Genomic DNA, 21034 nt, shown 5'->3' on the forward strand with positions numbered 1-21034 from the left:
TTACCGCTCTGCGGCTGACGCCCAATGCGGTCACTCGAAGACGATGCAGCTCCCCAGCGCCCTTCTTCGCCGTGCTGCCGCCGGGCTTACACCCTCCCCGGCTCGCTGCGCGCAGCGCGCGCGAGTACTCCTCTGGTTCCACGCCGCGTTCTTTACTTTTCTTCTGGCACGAGCGCCTGCTCGTCCCGCACACCGTTGACTTCGCTGGCGCGCGGGGCAGGATGTGCATGCGGTGTGTGCGACGACTCGTGATTGAGATGGGTATAGATTTGAGTGGTCGAAATCGATGTGTGCCCCAGCAACTCCTGCACCGCGCGCAGATCAAAACCGGCATTGAGCATATGCACGGCAAACGAATGCCGCAGCACGTGAGGCGTCAGATCGCTCAACCCCAATTCTTCGGCGTACTGCTTGAGTATCAACCAGAACCCCTGGCGCGTCAGGCGTTTGCCGCGATGGTTGAGGAACAGCGCTTCGGTTGACGACCCACTGCCGCGAGCCAGTTGATTGCGACTGATGTCGAAGTATTCTTCCAGCGCCGTTGCCGCCGACCCGTTGATCGGCAGGACGCGCACCCGCCCATTCTTGCCGATGCAACGCACTTCGTTCCGCTCCAGATCGACGTCGTTCACATTCAATGCCACCAATTCGCTCACGCGCACACCGGTAGCATAGAGCAATTCGAGCATCGCCTTATCGCGGATGCGCTCTGGCGTTGGCGAGCGCAACGGCAATTCCAGCAATTCATCGACCTGGCGCGGCGTCAGAGCGCGCGGCAGATCGCGATCAACCTTTGGCGAGTCGATACGCTCGGTAGGGTCGCGCTGCACAATCCCACGCCCGGTCAGAAACGTAAAGAACGACTTCACCGCAGCGACTCTGCGCGCCACAGTCGAGGAGGCGTATCGACGTTCACGAAGATCGATCAGAAACGCGAGCACATCATCGTGCGTTACATCGTGCCATGCGAACAGACGCCTCCCGTGCAGAAACTCACAAAACTGCTCCAGATCCGTGCGATACGCTGCTATCGTATTGGCGGAAAGATTGCGTTCATCCGCAAGATGGCGCAGAAACGCTTCGACCTGTTCGTTCATGAGTCTCTCCAGCGCACAGCATTCCCCCTGGCGCCCGGACTGCGCCAGACGCGCGTTTGCTCGGATATTGCCTTCAGCGGTAAACAGCGCACGACCGTGTAGCAGGACCATCAATGTCGGAATATGGTACCGCAGGGCGTCCTGCGTGTCAACCGATTACCGCCGTTTCAACATACTGCGCAAAGAATCGCTCCAGATGATCGCGCGCCTCGGCGACGCCGGACGAATGGTGGATAGCGCTCCGCAATGCTGCGGCGCCGGGCAACTCAATACCAAACTGCCCGATAAGTTGTTTCAATTTGTTCAGCGCAAGCCGCTCTGGCAACGCTTCGTGGCACATGTCCAAGTAGTGCATCAAAAACTCGTACTTGTCGGAAGGGGTGACCACCATCGGCTGCGTTCCCGCGCGCAATTGAGCAATTTGACGAAAGATCCATGGATTGTGCATCGCCGCCCGTCCGATCATCACGCCATCGGCGCCACTCTCGCGCAGGCGTCGTAGTGCATCGGCTGCGTCGCGCACATCACCCGATCCAATAACGGGAATGCGCACAGCGCGTTTGACGTCAGCAACGCGACGCCAATCGGCGACGCCACTGTACCCCTGCGCGCGCGTGCGCGGATGCAGCGCCAGCGCCGCAACACCGACCTGCTCCGCCATTTTTGCGGTATCCAGATAGTTCAGGTTCTCGTCGTCCCAGCCAGCGCGAAACTTGAGTGTTACCGGAATCTGCACTGCGGCGCACACCGCTTTGAGCAACCGTTCCATTTTCGGCAGATCGCGCAGGAGCGCCGAGCCATGCCCGCCGCCCGTCACTTTGGGCGAAGGACAACCGCAGTTGATATCGAGGATGTCTGCGCCCAACGCTTCGACGACGCGCGCAGCCGCCGCAACCAGGTCCGGCTCGCTGCCGCTCAACTGCATTGCAATCGGGCGTTCTTCCGGCAAATAATCGAGTTGGCGATGGCGGCTGCGCGCGCGCGGGCTGACTGCTGAGGCATTGGTCATTTCGCTGCACACCAGACCGCACCCGCCCAGGCTCAGAATCATGCGGCGAAAGATGCTGTCGGTGACGCCAACCATCGGCGCAAGCACGATGTTGGGCTGAATTGTTATCGCCCCGATGTGATACTGTGTCGGAAGGTCATCGTACATACGTCTGTGCACTATCTTTTTCGTAGCACTTGTTTGAATTATACCAGAGTTATGCTCATCGGCGTGCCGCGCGTCACATCAGTTCGCCGCTCAGACCGATGCCGATCAACTGTGCGCATGAATTCCGTTCTCGCCCTCGCAGGCGGGCTTCGCTTTTGTAGCCCGCAAGGTGCGACGGCAACACCACCAACTTGACAATTCTCCAATCCTGGCTACAATCGCACCCTATATAATGTGACACTCTTTCGTGCACGATATCGTCTCGCGCTATGGTTTGCGCTTCATACGCTGCGCCGGTCATTGCCTGCACAGTCCGTTCGCGTCCTGTTGCACACGACAGTATGCGCCGCATCAAGCCGTGTGAACGTAAGGAGAATGGATGTTATCAACTCAACGCTTGTTGATGGTTGCTGCGCTTGTCGCTATCTTCGCATCGTTTCCGCTTGTCGATCAAGCCCACGCTGAAGAGACGTCTCCGTCTCCTTCTTCAGACTCTCCCTTTGCAACCTCACCGATCGCTCCGACGTATCGGGTGTTCGCCACGCGCCAGGGGCGCGTCGGTCGCCGCACTGCCAATGGGCACATCATTCAACCACGCGACCGGTTCGTGGCGCTTCCGTCGTGGAGCGCGCTTTCGAGCCGTGGTGGATCGGAGTATCAGGTGCGCGTCACCTATCGCAACCGCAGCGTCGTGTTGCCGGTGTGGGACGTCGGTCCGTGGAACACGCGCGATGATTACTGGTCACCGAATCGACAGTATGGCGACCTTCCTGTCGGACTGCCAATGGCGCAAGCCGCGCGCCAGCAGGGGTACAACAACGGACGCGATGAGTTTGGGCGCCGTATCCGTCAACCGAACGGCATCGATATTGCCGATGGCGCGTTCTGGGATGATCTTGGTATGGTCGATAGCGATTGGGTCGAGGTGACGTTTTTGTGGCTCGGCGCCGACCCGTTCGTTGCATCAGATGATGCCTCCTCAACGACTGATCGCGCGGCGGTCGAACCGGAGGCGATTGTCGTGGATGATGGCACTTCAGAATACGCTGCAACCCATGGAAGAAACTGGCAACACGCCGACTGCGGATTCGGCGGCGGACACGCCTGGAGTTACGACACGCCGCAGGCAACGGTGCGCTCTCAGCACCGCGCCGTCTGGTCGCCCGATCTCCCAGGAGAAGGCTTCTACGAGGTCATGGCATTCATTCCAACATGCGGTCCAACACCGACGAGCCGGGCGCAGTATTCGGTGGTGCATAGCGGCGCGGTGTCTGATGTGGTTATTGATCAGGGCGCAGCATCCGGTGGATGGGTCTCGCTCGGGGTCTTCCACATGGGACCCGGTAGTTCGGTGACGCTGACCAATCAGACCGGCGCCGATGGTCGCGCGGTGCATTTTGATGCGCTTAAGTGGGTTCCGCGCAACGACCAGGCGCCACCGGACGCTTCGGTGATTGAGGCGACGCTCCTGCCCGAAGGCGGCATTCTGGTGCGCTGGGATGGACAGGACGACGTCAGCGGCATTGCGTCGTTCGATGTGCAGGTGCGTCGCGCCCCCGACGGCGAATGGATCGATTGGCGTAGTCGGGCGACCGATCGGGAAGCGCTCTTCGTTCCCTCTGAGCCGGGCGCCTATGCCTTCCGCGCTCGCGCCCGCGATTGGACCGGCAAAGAACAGCCCTGGCCCGATCTGGATGATGTTCAGATCGTTGTGCCATAGTTATTTCTTGATCCGAATGTCGCCGCTCGTCGTCGCAATATTGAGCGCATAGGTGCCATCGCCAATGGTCGCGCGCCATTCACGTGGCGCATCTTTCTCGCGCGCGCCTGGCGCCTCAACGTCGCCGCTCACGGTTCTGAGAACCAGGAGATAGCCGGTCTTCGAGGGAAGTTTCACGCTCACGTCGCCAGATACGCTCGTGATGTCGAAGTTGCTAGAGAGCGCGCCATCGGCGCTGACTCTCCCGCTCGTCGTTTGCAGGCGTACCGGACCTCCCACGATGTCGCGCACCTTGATCTTGCCGGAGATGGTCGTTACCGCAAGCGAGCCGTTGATGCCGCCGAGATCGACGTCGCCGCTGGCAGTCCCGACTCTGGCGCTTGAGACCCGCCCATAACGCAGGGTGACTTTGCCACTGACAGTATTGACCGTCAGAGCGCCGCCGATGCCGTCGAGACGGACATCACCGCTGGTCGTGCTGACCGTTGTATCGCCTTCGATGGCTTTTATCCGCACATCGCCGCTGATGGTCGTCACACGCACCTCTGCCGTAGCCGGCGCCGTAATCTCATAGCGCAGCCTGCCACAGAACAGCCAGCAACTGGACTGGTGAGCAACCTGCACGGTGTCGCCATTGGTGCGCACTGCGGCATTGACGTCGCCTATCGACCACCCAACCTGCTGCGCCTGAACGCGAAACTCAGGGCGATCCCAGCGTATAATGGTGACATCGGCATTCCCTGCGTCGATCTCGATCCGCCGACCGCCGACGATCTGATCGATCAGGGTTCGACTGCCGGGAGATATGAGATCACCTGCAAATTGAACCAGGAGCCACGCCAATCCGAGCGTCAGCAATATCCATCCTGCAATCAGGGCGCCGTTTCGCCGCTGATAGTGCGGTTCAGTTGGCAGGTGCGACGACGGTGGCGCATCATGTGGTGAGGACGAAAGATTTCTGGTCGTGTACCGTTCGTGGTTTGGCGCATCCATCGCATCCTCCGGGTCGTACAAGTGCGACGCTGTCTGCTACGACGCTCATGAGGAAGCGCAGGTTGCGTCCCACACTACGTCTTGATGAGGCGTGCCGATGCCGTTGCTGATCGACGGACATAACCTGATCGCACAGATGCCCGGCATGCATCTGTCCGACGCCGATGACGAAGCTCAGCTTGTGTTGCTCCTGAGGCGATATGCAGCGCTGCGACGCGGGCGCACGATCATTGTGGTGTTCGATCACGGCGTCTACGGGCATCCCCAGTATCTCGACGGCTACGGCGTCACCTGTTGCTTTGCGCGTTCGCCACAGGATGCCGACGCCCACCTGATCCGGCGCATCAACGCCATTGACCGTCCGCGCGCGTGGACAGTCGTCACTGCCGATCGTCGGATAGCGCAGGCGGCTATGACCCGTGGCATCAAGGTCGTCGACTCACGCACCTTTGCTCAGACATTGCTCCAGAGTGCGAATCCGCCCCGACGTCAGCAGCGTGTAGACACCGAGAAACCAGAACAGGCGGATCATTCAGAAGTCGAAGAGTGGCTGCGCCTGTTCGGGGAGAAAGAAGGAGAGCATCTCTCGTAGGCGGCGCAACGGTCACTGTTGACACCGCACCACCGTCTGCACCGTATCGGTATGATAGACATAGAGGTCATTCCCGACAACAAGGGTAATCCGATATCCTGGCGTGACGACCTGCTGGTAGGTCATACCAGGTTGGGGACAACCGAGGCTGGCATCGCTCCAGTATGTTGGATCAGCCATGACAACCTGTATCTGATCGACCGAGATCTCCAATTCTTCCGCCAATTTCTGGCGCGCCAGATCGCTCATCGCCTTCATCGTCGCTTCGTTGATCTCACTGGTCGGTTCGGGCGTCACCTGGTCCGGCGCGGGGTATGCGCCATCCGTCGGCGCCGGATACGGTGACAGGACGGGAGCCGTAGGCATTTCGATAACGGTAATCGTACTTGTCGGTTCCTGAGTCGCCGGCGCGGTCGGCTGCGCGACTGAGGGAGTTCGGCTGCACGCGGACAGCACGATTGCCGCCATCGCACCCCAGACGATGATTAACTTGCGCATTGCTGCCTCCCTGATACAATGGCAACAACCGGCAATGCCGGTCGTTCTATGATACGACCTGAAGATAACGCTCACGCGCCGGTGTTCGAGCAATTCCGGCGCTATGGAATAGACGCTGTGATTATGCTGTCTGTTCCATCGCTCTTGCCGTGACATTCTACACGACTATGACCATGCTATCTTTTGCTATTGAAACCGCACGATGCGCCGGCGCACTCCTGCTCGACGGGCTTGCACGCCGCCGCACGATGGAATTGAAGAGCGCCTACGAAGTCGTGACCGAAATAGACCGGGACAGTGAGGCATTGATCGTCGCTGCTATCCGCCGCACCTTCCCCGATCATGCCATTCTTGCCGAGGAAGGAGGACGGGTGGAGCGGGAGTCGCCCTTCCTCTGGCTCATCGATCCACTCGATGGCACGAACAATTATGCGCACGGGTTTCCTTTTTTTTCGATTTCCATCGCTTTGATGGAGAACGATACGCTCCTCCTCGGCGTGGTGTTCGATCCGTTGCGAAACGAACTCTTCTCTGCCGAACGCGGCGCGGGGGCATGGTGCAACGAGCAGCGCCTGCGCGTGTCCGCAACGCCAACCCTCGCATCATCGCTGGTCTCGACAGGGTTCCCCTACGATTATGCGACAACCGCCGACAACAACACCCGGCAATTCACCCGCCTCCAGGCGCGCACGCAGGGGGTTCGGCGCGCCGGCTCTGCGGCGCTCGACCTGGCATATGTGGCAGCGGGGCGGCTCGATGCACACTGGGAGCTGCGCCTGAAACCGTGGGATACGGCGGCTGGCGCGTTACTCGTGCTGGAAGCCGGCGGGCGCCTGTCCGATTGGCGTGGAGCGCCCTGGAATCCCTGGAACGACCGACTGGTTGCATCCAATGGTCGCATCCACGATGAGTTGATCGCGGCGCTTGCCGAATAGCAGACACGGCTTATGGCGTACTACGTCGAAGAGCGGATTTCTGGAACAGCCATCGGACCACGACGCCCCGTTATCAACGAGTACTTTCTATCGTCGTATACGATGGCCATCTACGGCGGCTGCGAGTTTGGCTGTCCATACTGCGACGGATGGGCAGTTCAACAGCGTCCGCTCAACGAGCGCGTGCGCGTACCTGTCGATCTGCCGGAATGCGTTCAGCGCGATCTCGATGGGTTGGACCGCGGCGATCTGGTCGGAATCACCGCGTTGAGCGATCCATATCAGCCCGCCGAACTCACGTATCGCCTCACACGCCAGACTCTACGCACATTCGCGGAACACAACCAACCAGTGTTGATCCTTACCAAAAGCCCGACGGTTGTAGAAGACCTTGCAATCCTGGAACGCATCCATGCGACCAGTCTGGCGATTGTCATGTTCACGCTGCTCACGACCGATTCGCATCTGGCAGAAAAGATCGAGGATCGCACGCCAGCCCCTGCCTTGCGTCTCGATGCCATCGCAACCCTTAAACGTGCTGGCATCCCCGTCGGCGTGGCGCTTATGCCCGTGCTGCCCTATGTCAACGATACCGACCTGATCCTTCACACAACGCTCAATGCCATTGCCGACGCTGGCGCTGATTTTGTCGTCTGGGATTATCTGCTCATTCCAGATGAGCGCCACCGCGGGCGAGTCAACGATATGCTGGCGCGTATTGGCCGCTATCCGCCTTCCTATTACCGCGACCTGTACCGTGGTCGTGCGCTGCCCGACCTGACCTATCGCAACGAGCGCGATCAGGCGCTGCTGGAGCGGTGCGATGCGCTCAATCTGCCGGTGCGCGCTCCTCACGCGATCTACGCCGGTCGGCTACGTCCGCAGAACGAAGCTGCGCTGCTCCTGAAGCATACCGCATTCCGTGATAGTGTTCAGGGACGCGCGCACCTGGCACGCCAGGGATATGAACTCGCCGACCTGATCTACACCGGTCAGGCAACCGATGCGCAGTTGCGCGCCAGCCCATTGTACGATACGCTCAACGCCATTTTGTCGCGCTCGCGCGTGGCAGAGTCCTGATTGTGCTACAATGCGGCGCAACCAGAGGGAGGGGTGTATGCTGACCATCGAACAGGTGCTGGAATATCTGGAGCGCCGGATCGCCGAGCATCATCTTGCCGGCGACCGCCTGGCGCTCAAACGCGATCAGGACGTCGCCGGGTTTTTGATGGCTGCGGCGCGCGACTCAGGCGATAAGCACCTTGCGCTCCGTTTCCAGGTGCTTGCGGCGCGCGCCGCCGATCTGCGCGAGCAATTGGAACCTGACGCAACATCGTGAGAAGATGACCGCCGTTCAACGATGAACGCGAGGAAAAAGGATGCCAATCACCCTCGACGACATTCGCGCCGCGCGTGCAGCATTGCGCGGCATTATCATCGAAACGCCGTTACTCCCTGATGAGCGTCTCTCCCAGGAACTCAATGCATCGATCTGGCTCAAGGCGGAATGCACCCAACGAAGCGGATCGTTCAAGGTGCGCGGAGCCTATACGATGATCAGCCGTCTGCCTGACGCTGCGCGGCAACGCGGGGTTATCGCACCATCGGCAGGCAATCATGCGCAAGGGGTAGCCCTGGCAGCGCGGTTGCTGGGTTTGCCCGCAACGATTGTGATGCCTGAGCGCGCGCCGTTGACGAAAATCATAGCCACTCAACGCCTCGGCGCAGAGGTTATCCTGCACGGCGCGACCTTCGACGATGCACAGGCGTATGCCCGTCGTCTGGAGGCGGAACGTGGCATGGTCTACGTACCGGCGTTCGACCACGAACACATCATCATCGGTCAGGGGACGCTTGGACTGGAAATTGCCGAGGCGCTGCCCGATCTCAGCCTGATCATCGTTCCGATCGGCGGTGGCGGTCTGATCAGCGGAATTGCGCTGGCGCTCAGGGCGATCCTGCCCCACGTGCGTATCATCGGCGTGCAGTCCGCTGGCTGTGCTCCGGTGCCGCGATCACTTGCCGCCGGACGCCCTATCGCCGTTTCCAGCGCACACACGATTGCCGACGGCATCGCCGTCAAACGACCGGGAGCATTGACCCTTTCGATCATTCGTGATCTGGTCGATGAGGTGGTCACTGTCGATGATGACTCCATTGCACGCGCCATTGCGCACACGGTGCAGCACAATCGTCTGGTCGTCGAAGGAGCCGGCGCTGCCGGACTGGCAGCGTTGATCAGCGGGCAGGTGACGCCCCGCAGCGGGGAGACCGTGTGTGTGCCGCTGTGCGGCGGTAACATCGACAGCAACCTGTTGACCCGCGTGCTCGAACAGGTCGCCGTGCGGCAGGGGCGCTACCTGCTGCTCAAATCGACCCTCGAGGATCGCCCTGGCAACCTGGCGCCGCTCCTCGTGCGCGTTGCCGAGTCGGGCGCGAATGTTATCGATATTTTTCATCGCCGCGCCGTCTGGCTGGCGCCACTCGACCGGGTCGGCATCGAACTGGTGCTTGAGGTGCGCGATGAACAGCATGGCCAGCAGGTCATTCAGCACCTGAGCGCCTCCGGCTACCATGTAGAGCGCGAAGGCGTCGGTGGATGGCCCGAATAGTGAAAGGATGTTCAGCCATGATTATGTCTGGCAAGAAAGATGCCGTTCTGCACCATATCCAACTGATTGACATCCACGGAACCCGTTTCTATGACATCATCTTTGCTCACATCGATGCGCCCGACCAGGCGCGCCGTGCCCGGATCGGCGTGGACGACGCCTATCCTGATCCGCAGCCCGGCGATGCCATCAGCGTTTCTTATCTGATGAATGTGGTCACCGGCATTGCACGGCGGTAATGGAATGGTAATAGCGCTTCGATAGACTGCGTTCGACACGCACATGCCCGATTACCGCTGCATTCAGGAGCGTGCAGCGAGGAGGATAGAGGAATGAGTCAGCGGCGCACAGAGGCGTTTTTGTTGCGTCTGATCGTTGAAGACGACCAGGCGGACCCGGAGTTGTGGCACGGTCGGGTGCACCATGTCGGGAGCGGCGACGAGCAGGTGTTTCGCACCTTACAGGAAGCGCTGACATTCATTCGCTATCGTTGCGAACGTTCGCAGAAACGTCAGGTTCCCCTTGATGAACTGCCGCCACCATCCTCACGATAACCGCCCTGCCCGACTCTACCGGAGGTCGCGCAGCGTCTGGTAGAGCGCGGTCGTTTCGGGCAATGGCGTGATGCCCAATTCATTCTGTAACACACTAACGCACCGCGTATACAGGCGCAGCGCTGTGCTGCGCTCACCGAGCGCAGCGTGCGCGCGCATCAGCAGGCGGTACGCTTCTTCCTGGGTTTGATCGATCTCGATGACGCGCCATCCCAACCCTATCGCCTCGTGAACGGCGCCTTCCTCGAGGAGAAGCGCGCCCAGGCGAAGCGCCGCCTCGATGAATGCCAGCGCCAGCCGTTCACGTTCGACGACCGTCCAGTCTTCGTACATGGTATCCGGCAGATAGGGACCGCCATACAACTGAACCGCGCGCCGGTAGGCCGCGATGGCTGTGGCGCGCTGACCACGCTGATCGGCGTGGCGTCCTTCAGCAATCGCATCGACGAACTCAACAACATCGATCCGGTGATCGCTGGCGGTATTGAAGGCATACGTGTCACCCTGCTGCACCAAAAAAGCAGATGGCGCGCCGTCGGGGCGATCAGGCTCAAGCGCCTTGCTCAAACGATTGATCGTGACACGCAAATTATTGGTCGCTGCGTCGATCTCCATATCGGGCCAGAGCGCATCAACGACCTGTTCGCGCGAAAGGGATCGTCCGCGTTCGGTCAGCAGCAACTGCAACAACTGGCGCGCCTTGCTGCTGCGCCATTCACGGTCACGAATCTCGTGGTCGCCCCGCCAGACGGTGAAGGCGCCAAGCATACGAATGCGCAACACGTATGGAGGGCGATACACCAGGCGGTTGAGCGACTCTTCGGCGATCTGGCGCACCGCCGGATTGCGATCCTTGATCAACGCGCGCAATACTGGATAGGCGGCTGCCGTGCCAACATCGCCAAGCAACCGCGCCGCCCGCGCACGCACCTCTGGCGACGAGTCGCTCAACATGTCCTGCAAGAGTTCCACCGTCTCATTGCCGAGATGATGCGATAGAACACGTCCAGGTGCGTCTCCGCCAATCCCAGCGCGCAACGCCGCCGCTGCCACATCTCTCAAGGCTTCGGCAGGCATCATGGGGAGGAAACGGCAGCGATCCTCTCCGGCAATGGTCCATCCGACACGGAGCCAGACATCGCGCAACTCCGCTTCACTGCACGTCCCGGCAAGATACGCCCCATAGAGGCAGGCGGACGCCAGAAACAGCCGATAGCCACGATGCTGCATCTGTTGAACGGTCGTTTTCAGCACGTCGAGCGCCTGGCGGCGCTCACCCGCCTCACCGAGCACAATAGCAAGCAGGAGGCGCAGACGCAGATCAGGCGCAATGCCTTCCACCTCATCGAGCCGGCGCACAAACGCGGCGGCGGCGGCGGCGGCGCGCGCCGCCTGACCACGCCGCAGCATACTGTACAGTTCGATGGCTTGCAACGACGCGAGCGGCGCCAGCGCGCCAAGGTCATGAAAGGCGGCGCGCGCCTGCGCAATGTAGATCGCCGCTTCATCGAGACGCCCCTGCAATGAGAGAAGCAACGCCAGTTGTGCAGCGCTCACGCCAGCCGTGCCGTCACGATAGTAGTCCAACAGGTAACGATGAGCGTCCAGCGCCAGAGCAATCGCCTCAGTGTGCTGGCCGAGCAGATAGAGCGCCATCGCCCGCTGACGCAGGAGATTCTGTCGCATGCGGTCGTTGCTGTCGATCTGCGTCAGTTGGAGAGCTTCATCGACGACTGCCAGCGCATCAGCGGGGCGCCCAAGCTGATTGTGGATCGACGTGACGATCATTGCCAGCAACCAGTGCCACGCCGGATTGAGGGGATGCGCAGTGGCATGGCGCGCAACCCGAAGCGCAGCAGAGAGGCGCCCGCGAATTGACAGCATGGCGGCAGCGCACGTCAGCGCTGCGCCGCGCGACCAGGCATCACGCGCCTGATTGGCAGCACGGATGGCGCGCACACACACAGCGGCGAAATCGGCAGGCCGCGCCTGCCAGAAGAGGAGCGCTGCCAGATCGGAGTACGCGCGCAATTCGCGCGCATGCGCCTCTGCCCGGCGGAACAGGTCGGCAGCGCGCTCGATCACCTGCGCTGCAAGCGGCGGATTGGCGACGATCAGGCTGTACCCCCACATATACAGTAATTCGGGGTTGGTATCGCGCCGTTCTGCCGGTATCTGTTCAATCCAGCGCCGCACAGTATCACGGCGCGGCGAATTGAGCAGGGGCCAGGCGCGTTCGAGCAGAGCGCGTTCGAGATCGTCGATGCTGTTGGCGCGGGCATAATGATCGAGCGCTTCTTCGAGTTCGCCGCGAAGCTCGAACTGCCGACCGAAACGACGATGGAATGCAGCAAGCGTTTCATCGTCCACGATCTCGTGAATATCGCGCACCAGCAATTCGCGCCAGAGCGGATGAAAACGTAAGCGATCACCCTGCGCATCGATCGGCGTCAGCGGCAGACCCAGGGCGCGAACACGACGCAACAGGTACGGGACATCTTCCCGCAACAGCGCATCCGCCAGCAGATCGGCGTCGAAATGGGGCGGAAGCGCAGCCAGGCGGAGAAACTCGAGCACATCTGCGGGAAGATCGGCGAGCACCTCAGTCGCAAGATACGCCAGCAATTGCTCACTTCCACCGCCCAATGCGGCTACAAACTCGCTACGGCGCTCAACCGGCTGTTCCGCAAGCACACGGGCAGCAAGTTGCAGGCTCAACGCCCACCCTTCGGTGCGCGCCAGCAGCATCGTGAGTTCCTCATCCGAGAGCGCCACACCCTGAATGGCGAGCAACTGGCGCGCCTGCTCCAGGTTCAGATGAAGATCAGACTGGCGCACATCGACAACCCGCCCCTCCATGCGCAGGCGCGCCAGCGGCGGAATGGTCACCTCGCGCCGTGATGCAATCACCACATGCAGGGAAGGCGGCGCGGCGCGCAGGAGGTAGCCGAGAATCTGCCCAATGACGGACGAGTCGATCACCTGATGCAGATCATCGAGGAACAGAAAGGCTGCCGACAGCACATGACGCTGCAAATCGCTGCACAGCGCCCCGGCAACCAGGGGCCAGTCACGTTCGAGATTCGCAGCGCTCGACAGCACCCGCGCCGCATCCTGTCCGAGGACGGGAAAAGCCGACTGAAACGCGCGGATCAGGTACGCCAGAAACAATGCCGGGTCGCGTTCACCGACATCGAGCGTCAACCAGGAGACCGGCGCGCCGGTGCGTCCCAATTCTTGCGCCCATTGCGCAATCAGCGTTGTTTTGCCATACCCGGCCGGCGCTACCACAAGAGTCAGCGGCTGCAACCGCACTTCTGCCAACAATGCCTGGAGATCGGGACGAAGCAGCACCCCATCGCGCAGGGGCGGGGGAAGCAGTTTGAGCGGCAAGAGCGCCTGCGCGCCACGGCTTTGACTGCTGGATTCGATGCTGTGGTTGAGTGTACGCATACGGATTCAGATGGCTACGCCTGGCACAATGCACGCTCTTCTGTCTCGTCTGTCAACATCCGTGGGAGTGTGTTCGCATCCACAATACGCGCTACGCATCGCACAGTCAGCGTAAGCTTCCATTCTGGTGAATATTGTACACGGAACGTCAATTCCTATCCACGCTATGGGACTTAAGCACTATATGGAGACGAGGATCATCCCAGCGTGTGCGCGTGCACTCTTGACAGAAATCGCCGAAACTGCTACAGTATGAATCACTGCGGGAGTGGCGCAACGGTAGCGCATCTGCTTCCCAAGCAGAGGGCTGCGGGTTCGAATCCCGTCTCCCGCTCCACAACCAGGGCGGCACACCGTCAAACCCCACTGACCGCACAGTGGGGTTTGCATTTTGTGGAACATCCCGAAGCATTTCCATCGAACCTCGTAAGGAGCGGCGCCTGTTCAGATGCGAAGCACGCCTGCAATTGCCAGACGCTCTCGGGCATCGTCTGTGTTCGGACTGCGGGAAGCATTGCGCGTCGATATGCTATAATGCATCGCGCGCCATCGAATAACGGATGAGGAGGGCGCATGAACCTTATCGATATTTTGTTCTTGCTCGGCGTGCTGGGCGGGCTGGCTCTGGGGTTCTTTCAGGGCATCATCCGGCTGACGATCGCCATTGTTTCATTCTATATCAGCATTATCCTGGCGAGTCTCTATTTCCAGGCGCTCGGTCGTTTTTTCCGCGAACGCTTCGGCACATCGTTCGATGTCGCGCAAATTGTCGCCTTCGGTGTCATCTTGCTCGTTGCGTTCCTATTGATCACAACTGCCGGTCTGTATACGTTCCGTTATGCGAAAATGCCGGCCAGTCTGGACTTCGTCGATAAAATCGTCGGCACGCTGCTTGGTCTGGTGTTGGGGGCGTTGTTCCTGGGTATGCTTGCCATTCTGTTCGAGCAGTTGTTCGTGTTTCGCGATACAGCGGGAACAGTGACGTTTCCAATCGTCAAGGTGTTCCAGAGCGGGGTGCGCGGTTCGGTGCTCGTTCAGTTCTTCGCCAACAACATTCTGCCGCTGATCTACGAGTCGGTCAGGCCGATCCTGCCGCGCGAAACCGAGATCATCTTTCTCATCCGGTAGTAATCCAGGCAGCGCAATCCTGCCGGTGTGGTTGAGGTCTTTACCTGTGGCTATCGCCCGCCAGACACTCGACACCCTCGAGTTTCCCAAAGTTCGCCAGCATCTCGCGCGTTACGCCGCATTCTCGGTTTCGCGCGAGATGGCGCTGAACCTGATACCATCGGTCGATCCGGTCGATGTGCGGCGGCGTTTACGCCGGACTGATGAAGCGCGTCGTTTGCTCGACGAGATGCCGGATCTCACCATCGGCGGCGCGCGTGATGTGCGCCCTGCCGCGGGCCTGGCGCGGCGCGGCGGGGTGTGTGATGCGACGACACTCCTCGAAATCGCTGCAACACTTGCCGGTGCGCGGCGTCTGCGCGCGACGCTGCTGAAACTCGATCCAGACCATTTTCTGCTCCTCCGCGAAATTGCCGCCGATCTGCCAGCGCTGCCGGCAATCGAAGATGCCATTGGGCGCGCCATAGGCGACGATGGTCAGGTGCTCGATAGCGCCAGCCCAAAACTGGCGCGCTTGCGCGCTGAAGTGCGGATTGCCTTCAATCGTTTGCAGGAAAAACTTCACAATCTTATCACAATCCACAGCGATGCGTTGCAAGAGCCGATCATCACCGTGCGCAACGGGCGCTATGTCGTTCCGGTGAAAGCCACACACCGCCGCGCGATTCGCGGGTTGGTGCACGATCAATCGGCAAGCGGCGCCACACTCTACATTGAGCCATTAACCATCGTGGATCTGAACAATGCCTGGCGCGAAGCGCAACTCGCCGAGCAGAAAGAAGTCGAACGCATTCTGGCGGAACTCTCGGCGCAGGTCGGCGATCACGCCGATGCAATCGTCACCGGCGTCGAGTCGCTGGCAACGCTTGATCTGGCATTTGCTATGGCGCGCTATGCCGTTGCTATGCGCTGTGTGATGCCGGAGATCGTTGATGCGCCGCCATCGCCTGATGAACCGCTGCTCCTGCTCACTGCCGCACGCCATCCGTTGATCGATCCGCAGCAGGTCGTGCCAATCGATATGCGCCTCGGCGGTTCGTTCCGCATACTGCTGATCACCGGTCCCAACACCGGCGGCAAAACCGTCGCGCTTAAGACAACTGGGCTGCTGGCGTTGATGGCGCAGGCGGGGATGCATGTTCCGGCGGCTCATCCATCGCGCGTGCCGGTCTTTAAGCAGATTTTCGCCGACATCGGCGATGAACAGAGCATCGAGCAGAGTCTTTCGACCTTTTCATCGCACATGACGAATATCATCCGCATTCTGCGGGCGCTTGAAGGCGCACCGAACGAGGAGAGCGCCGAAGCGTTCGCGGCGGACCCAACACCGACCGAACCGGCATGTGCGGAACGCCTGCCGGCGCTGGTGTTGCTCGATGAACTCGGCGCCGGCACCGATCCGGTGGAAGGTTCGGCGCTGGCGCGCGCGATTATCGAGCGCTTGCTCGAACTTGGCGTGCTCGGCGTCGCCACCACGCACTACGCGGAACTGAAAGCGTTCGCCTATGCCACACCCGGCGTCGAAAACGCCTCGGTCGAGTTCGATGTTGAAACCCTGGCGCCAACCTATAAACTGACGATTGGTTTGCCAGGGCGCTCGAATGCGCTGGCGATCGCCGCACGTTTGGGTCTGTCGCCGGCATTGATCGAGCGTGCCCGCGCCAGTATGGCGCGCCAGGATGTGCAGGTCGAGGACCTGCTGGCGGGCATCCATCGTGAACGCGCCGCCGCCGCAGCCGAGTTGCAGCGCGCGATGGAAGTGCGCGCCGATGCCGAGAAGTACCGCGAACGACTTGCCGCCGAGTTGCGCGAATTCGAGGCGCGGCGCAGCGAAGCCTGGCAATCGGCGCGCGATGAGATCGAAGCAGAGTTGCGCCAGGCGCGCAGCGAAGTGCGGCGGTTGCGCGACGAGTTTCGTTCGGTGTCGGTTTCGCGCCGGTGGCTCGAAGAAGCGGAACAACGCCTGCACGAAGTGCGCGCCAGCCTGCCCGAAACCCCGACCGGCGCACTTGCCGAACGAGCGGTGACAACCGTTGTCGAGCAGGGTCCGCGCCCGCTGCACCCCGGTGACGTTGTACGGGTGCGTTCTGTAGGATTAATCGGCGAGATTCTCTCAATCGATGAAGAAGAGCAGACTGCCGAGGTGCAGGTCGGCGGCTTCCGAATGCAGGCCGATCTTGCCGAACTGACGCGCGAAAAGCGCGGCGATGGAAAAGCAGAGCAGCCTGACCGCCCGGCATATGAGTCGCGTGGCGCGTCGATCCCTGCGCCGCGTGATGTGTCGCTCGAACTCGATATGCGCGGCTGGCGGGCTGCTGATGCGCGTGACCGGCTTGATCGCTATCTGAATGATGCCTATCTTGCCGGATTGCCATGGGTGCGCATCATCCACGGCAAAGGTACCGGTGCGCTGCGGCAGGCAGTGCGCGATCTGCTCAAAGAGCATAAACTGGTCGCATCGTTCAGCAGCGCCAGTGCAGCGGAAGGCGGCGAAGGCGTGACCATCGTGCGCCTTCAGGAGCGGTGACCTGGCTATGTCGCAGTGGATGCTGCTTACCCTCCTTCTGACTGCACTCCTGTTGCCGCTGGTGGGCGCTATGGCGCTGCGCCTGACGCGACAGCGTCTTGATGAGCGGGTGCGCCTCACGTTGGCGGTCGTCATCTTTGGAGCGGCTTTTGGTACAGTCTTTGCCCTGGCGCGCAGCAATCCATCGAACCTGCGCATCGCCGGATTGACCGTGATGCAGCCACTTGCCGCGCCAATGGTCGAGGCGCCCATAGTGTCACCAACTGATGTTCCACTGCCGGAGGAGATTACCGCCACACCGGCAGTGCAACCCGCACCGGCAACAGCGACGCTCGAACCAACCGCCGAACCCACGGCAACACCCGAACCCACGGTAGCACCATCCGCGACGCCCGAACCAACCGCCGAACCTACGGCAGCACCATCCGCAACGCCGGAGCCGACCGCCACTCCTGTCCCGCAGGCGGGTCGACGGTATGTGGTGCAACCGGGTGATACCCTGCGCGGCATAGCAGAACGCAACGGTGTGACGGTCGAGGCGCTCCTGCGCGCCAACAATCTGACGCCTGCCGCTGCCGATAACCTACGGGTCGGACAGGAGTTGATCATTCCATGACAACAGGAACGCAAGCCAGTACACAAAGTGTAACACTGCGATACACCCATACGCTCGATGAGCAACTGCATGCTTGCCGGCTCTACCAACGTTCGACACGCAAGCATCTGTTCTACAAGTTCGTTGCGATTGTCGCTATCTTTAGCGCCGTCTGGATCGTGTTTACCGTGGGAGTGCAACCGGCGGCGCTGTTGCTGCTGGCGCTGGGGCTGTTCACATGGTTCGATCCCGTCCCTTTACTCCTGGTCTGGTCCACATTTCGCAGCAGCCCGGCGTTGCGCCAGCCAATCGAAACGGTCGTTGATCGAAAGGGTGTCCATTTTCGCTTCGGCGCGGAGCGCGTCAGTCGATCCTGGGAGCGGTATCAATCGTTCGCCGAGAGTGATCGCGTCTTTGTTCTGATCCACGGTCGCTGGGCGTATTCGGTCGTGCCAAAACGCGCCTTTGCAGATCGGAAAGCAATCGACGAGTTTCGGGAACTTTTGCGCGCAAACATCCGTCGTTCTCCATGAAACAGAGCGTCTGGCGGATGCTATGGAACAGCGCAACACAAGTCTCCCTCTCATAGCCCTGACCCTGCTGACGGGAATCGCGCTTGGCTGGTTTCTCAACGACCTGATTCGTCGTCCCGCAGCGCCGTTGGCGCTCGCACCGGCTTCACCGCCTGCCGTTGCCGCGCCGACTGCCAGCATCTCGGTTGCGCCAACTACTGCTGTGTCGATTGAGCCAACCACTGCTGTGTCGGTCGCGCCGCCGGCGCTGCCATCCGTGGCGACTCCTGCGCCCGCCGTGATGCCCTCGCCGCTTACATCCGAGCCATTGCCCACAGCCACGCCCCCGCTACGTATCGTCGGCTATGCCGGGCATCGAGTCGCTGCGGGTGAGACGCTGGAGACCATCGCGGACCGCTATGGGAGCACGGTGGCGCTTATTGAAACATACAATCGACTTGACGCGCCACCGCGTATTGGAAGGGAACTGGTTGTGCCGTTGCTGGCGCCAACCGACGCAGGTGATGCGCTGCTGGTGCGGCGCGGCGGCGCAGAGCGTCCCTGGATCGCGTTGACCCTCGACGCTGGCGCAGGCGCGGCGCCGACGCCACGCATCCTGGCAGCGCTGCGTGAGCGCGGCATCACCATCACCTTCTTCCTCACCGGACGCTGGATGCGCGCCAATCCCGACCTGGTGCGCCAGATGGTGGCGGATGGACACGAACTTGCCAATCACACGGTGAATCATCCCGATCTGACGACGCTCGACGACAATACCATCCGCCGTGAACTGAACGAGACCGAGGCTATTTTGCATGAGATTGCTCCAGGCGCGACGACACGCCCCTTCTTCCGCCCTCCCTACGGCGCCTACAATGAGCGGGTGCTGCGCGCGGCACTGGCGGAAGGGTACCTGCCCATCTACTGGACACTCGACAGCCTGGACTCGGTCGGCGAACCGAAGACGCCTGAGTTCCTCGTCGAGCGAGTCACCGGGAAACTCAGCCAGAACGATCTGCGCGGCGCGATCATTCTGGCACACTGTGGCAGCGAAGCAACTGCTGATGCGTTACCGGAGATTCTGGATCGATTTGCGGTAATGGGCTTCGAGGTGCGGAAATTGTCGGATGTGCTCAAGTGATGTGGCGGGCGCCTCGACCTGCCTGCGCTTAAGGGCGGACAGAACACCAGAGCGAACACCGGCACTCTCACCGCAGGACAGCCTCGATCACTTCGCTCCCCGCTCCTCTCCCGCGCGCGGGAGAGGAGCGGGGGTAAAGGTAAAACGGCGCATCCCAACGCCACGCATGCCCGCTATGCTTATGCGTGCCCTTGAACCTGACTGCGGGGCGGGCATCCACAGGCAGGCGCCCAGGAGGAGCGCCCCTACTTGCTGTAGACGTAGTTGGTGAACCCTGCCTCGTTCACCCTATTCCACTCGTAGATCGCCGTGCGGAATGCTTTCCATTCCTCGTAGATCGCCTTGAAATCGGCATCCTTGGCGGCGAACTCGTCGTACAGCTCAAAAGCGGCCTTCTCGGCAGCGTCGAGGATTTCTTTGCTATACGGACGCAATTGCACACCGCCGTCCACCAGACGCTTGAGGGCTTGGCGGTTGCGTGCGTCGTAGCGCGCAAGCATCGTGATATTCGCCTCGGCTGATGCGGTCTTGATCGCCTCCTGATACGTCTTGGGCAACTCATTCCAGCGATTGAGATTGACCTGCACTTCGAGCGTAGGACCCGGCTCCCACCAACCCGGATAGTAGTAGAACTGTGCTGCCTTGTTCAGACCGAGTTTCTCGTCGTCATACGGACCGACCCATTCTGCCGCATCGACAGCGCCCGTCTGGAGCGCCTGGAAGATCTCACCGCCTGCAATGACCTGCACCGTGACGCCGAGTTTCGTCATCACCTGCCCGCCGAGGCCGGGGATACGCATCTTGAGACCCTGGAGATCAGCGACAGTGTTAATTTCCTTGCGGAACCAGCCACCCATTTGAACGCCGGTGTTGCCGGCCGGAAACTGAATGACGCCAAACAGTTTGGCGTACACCGCTTGCAACTTCTCTAAACCGCCGCCATCGTACAACCAGGCATTCTGCTGCTGTGCATTGAGACCAAAAGGCAGCGATGTGCCGAATGCCGTGACCGGGCTTTTGCCGACATAGTAATACGACGCGGTATGGCCAATCGGAACGGCATCTTGCTGCACCACATCGAGCACCTGGAGACCGGGCGCCAGTTCACCGGCGGCGCGCGGCGTAATTTTGAACTTCCCGTCGGTCATCGCTGCGACACGATCAGCGACCGTTTGCGCACCGCCAAAGATCGTGTCGAGTGCAACGGGCCAACTGGTGGCCATGTCCCACTCAATGGATGGCATTTCGCTCGTCTGGGCTGGCGCCTGCGCCTGTGGCGCAGTCGCTACCGGCGCGGTCGTCGCCTGCTGAGCCGGGGCGGTCGTCGCCTGTTGAGCCGGGGCAGTCGTCGCCTGCTGGGCTGGCGTCTGCGGAGCCTGGCCGCACGCTGCCAGCGTAGCAGCCGTCAGGGCTGCGCTGCCCGCCGCGACGCTGCGAAGAAACACTCGTCGTCGCATGCTTTCGTTGCTCCTTGTTTCAGAACCATCTGTCGGCCACAATGAGAGGTATATAAGAAGTATA

19 protein-coding genes and 1 tRNA gene are annotated in these 21034 nt (G+C 60.9%); 14 read left to right on the forward strand and 6 right to left on the reverse strand.

The genetic code is table 11. From position 1 onward, the window contains the following. Window positions 1-152: 152 nt before the first annotated feature. Both xerD and dusB read right to left on the reverse strand, forming a co-directional pair. Window positions 153-1097 carry a site-specific tyrosine recombinase XerD gene (gene xerD, locus RCAS_RS00275; protein WP_011997590.1) on the reverse strand — a complete coding sequence of 315 codons (945 nt, stop codon included), beginning with the start codon at window positions 1095-1097 and terminating at the stop codon, window positions 153-155. A gap of 148 nt (window positions 1098-1245) precedes the next feature. After that, a complete protein-coding gene (gene dusB / locus RCAS_RS00280) occupies window positions 1246-2253 on the reverse strand; it encodes a tRNA dihydrouridine synthase DusB (RefSeq protein ID WP_011997591.1) in 1008 nt (335 codons plus the stop codon). Window positions 2254-2632: 379 nt separating this feature from the next. On the opposite strand from dusB, the gene RCAS_RS00285 reads away from it, so the two are divergent. Further along, window positions 2633-3973: a golvesin C-terminal-like domain-containing protein gene (locus tag RCAS_RS00285; RefSeq protein WP_011997593.1), complete on the forward strand. Its 1341-nt coding sequence runs from the start codon at window positions 2633-2635 to the stop codon at window positions 3971-3973. Here RCAS_RS00285 and RCAS_RS00290 read toward each other — a convergent pair whose 3' ends face one another. Continuing rightward, on the reverse strand, window positions 3974-4966 hold the full coding sequence (locus tag RCAS_RS00290; protein ID WP_011997594.1) for a DUF4097 family beta strand repeat-containing protein: 993 nt from the start codon (window positions 4964-4966) through the stop codon (window positions 3974-3976). A gap of 97 nt (window positions 4967-5063) precedes the next feature. Here RCAS_RS00290 and RCAS_RS00295 point away from each other — a divergent pair, with 97 nt between their 5' ends. Then, entirely contained in the window at window positions 5064-5558 is a 495-nt protein-coding gene (locus RCAS_RS00295) for an NYN domain-containing protein (protein WP_011997595.1), read from the forward strand. Window positions 5559-5570: 12 nt separating this feature from the next. Here the strand turns inward: RCAS_RS00295 and RCAS_RS00300 are convergent, their stop codons facing one another. Next, window positions 5571-6056, reverse strand: a complete 486-nt coding sequence (locus tag RCAS_RS00300) for a hypothetical protein (RefSeq protein ID WP_011997596.1) — start codon at window positions 6054-6056, stop codon at window positions 5571-5573. 173 nt (window positions 6057-6229) lie between these two features. Between RCAS_RS00300 and RCAS_RS00305 the strand changes: the two genes are divergently transcribed. The 6 genes from RCAS_RS00305 (at window position 6230) to RCAS_RS00330 (ending at window position 10157) form a co-directional block, all read left to right on the forward strand. After that, the gene (locus RCAS_RS00305; protein ID WP_041330101.1) at window positions 6230-6991 is read left to right on the forward strand and encodes an inositol monophosphatase family protein; all 762 of its coding nucleotides are present in this window, start codon (window positions 6230-6232) and stop codon (window positions 6989-6991) included. Window positions 6992-7003: 12 nt separating this feature from the next. Continuing rightward, window positions 7004-8071 (forward strand): SPL family radical SAM protein, encoded by a 1068-nt coding sequence (locus RCAS_RS00310; RefSeq protein ID WP_011997598.1) that lies wholly within the window; start codon window positions 7004-7006, stop codon window positions 8069-8071. 37 nt (window positions 8072-8108) lie between these two features. Then, window positions 8109-8330, forward strand: coding sequence for a hypothetical protein (locus tag RCAS_RS00315; RefSeq protein ID WP_011997599.1), 222 nt, complete (start codon window positions 8109-8111; stop codon window positions 8328-8330). Between the two features lie 40 nt (window positions 8331-8370). After that, window positions 8371-9603 (forward strand): threonine ammonia-lyase, encoded by a 1233-nt coding sequence (ilvA, locus tag RCAS_RS00320; protein ID WP_011997600.1) that lies wholly within the window; start codon window positions 8371-8373, stop codon window positions 9601-9603. Window positions 9604-9620: 17 nt separating this feature from the next. Continuing rightward, window positions 9621-9842: a hypothetical protein gene (locus tag RCAS_RS00325; RefSeq protein WP_011997601.1), complete on the forward strand. Its 222-nt coding sequence runs from the start codon at window positions 9621-9623 to the stop codon at window positions 9840-9842. A 93-nt stretch (window positions 9843-9935) separates the two neighbouring features. Continuing rightward, on the forward strand, window positions 9936-10157 hold the full coding sequence (locus RCAS_RS00330) for a hypothetical protein (protein ID WP_011997602.1): 222 nt from the start codon (window positions 9936-9938) through the stop codon (window positions 10155-10157). 15 nt (window positions 10158-10172) lie between these two features. Here RCAS_RS00330 and RCAS_RS00335 read toward each other — a convergent pair whose 3' ends face one another. Further along, complete coding sequence (locus tag RCAS_RS00335; protein ID WP_011997603.1) at window positions 10173-13610, reverse strand: BTAD domain-containing putative transcriptional regulator; 3438 nt, start codon at window positions 13608-13610, stop codon at window positions 10173-10175. A 262-nt stretch (window positions 13611-13872) separates the two neighbouring features. Here RCAS_RS00335 and RCAS_RS00340 point away from each other — a divergent pair. The 6 genes from RCAS_RS00340 (at window position 13873) to RCAS_RS00365 (ending at window position 19513) form a co-directional block, all read left to right on the forward strand. Next, window positions 13873-13947: transfer RNA gene (locus tag RCAS_RS00340), tRNA-Gly, on the forward strand. A gap of 236 nt (window positions 13948-14183) precedes the next feature. Further along, window positions 14184-14738 (forward strand): CvpA family protein, encoded by a 555-nt coding sequence (locus RCAS_RS00345; protein WP_011997604.1) that lies wholly within the window; start codon window positions 14184-14186, stop codon window positions 14736-14738. Window positions 14739-14784: 46 nt separating this feature from the next. Beyond that, on the forward strand, window positions 14785-17265 hold the full coding sequence (locus tag RCAS_RS00350; protein WP_011997605.1) for an endonuclease MutS2: 2481 nt from the start codon (window positions 14785-14787) through the stop codon (window positions 17263-17265). 7 nt (window positions 17266-17272) lie between these two features. After that, the gene (locus tag RCAS_RS00355; protein WP_011997606.1) at window positions 17273-17881 is read left to right on the forward strand and encodes a LysM peptidoglycan-binding domain-containing protein; all 609 of its coding nucleotides are present in this window, start codon (window positions 17273-17275) and stop codon (window positions 17879-17881) included. Next, a complete protein-coding gene (locus RCAS_RS00360; RefSeq protein ID WP_011997607.1) occupies window positions 17878-18393 on the forward strand; it encodes a YcxB family protein in 516 nt (171 codons plus the stop codon). Before RCAS_RS00355 ends, RCAS_RS00360 begins: the two co-directional genes overlap by 4 nt. Before the next feature lie 22 nt (window positions 18394-18415). Beyond that, the gene (locus RCAS_RS00365; RefSeq protein WP_011997608.1) at window positions 18416-19513 is read left to right on the forward strand and encodes a polysaccharide deacetylase family protein; all 1098 of its coding nucleotides are present in this window, start codon (window positions 18416-18418) and stop codon (window positions 19511-19513) included. Between the two features lie 245 nt (window positions 19514-19758). On the opposite strand, the gene RCAS_RS00370 is transcribed toward RCAS_RS00365, so the two are convergent. Continuing rightward, entirely contained in the window at window positions 19759-20970 is a 1212-nt protein-coding gene (locus tag RCAS_RS00370; protein WP_011997609.1) for a TRAP transporter substrate-binding protein, read from the reverse strand. Window positions 20971-21034: the final 64 nt, after the last annotated feature.

The sequence above is a fragment of the Roseiflexus castenholzii DSM 13941 genome (assembly GCF_000017805.1).
GTDB lineage: Bacteria > Chloroflexota > Chloroflexia > Chloroflexales > Roseiflexaceae > Roseiflexus > Roseiflexus castenholzii.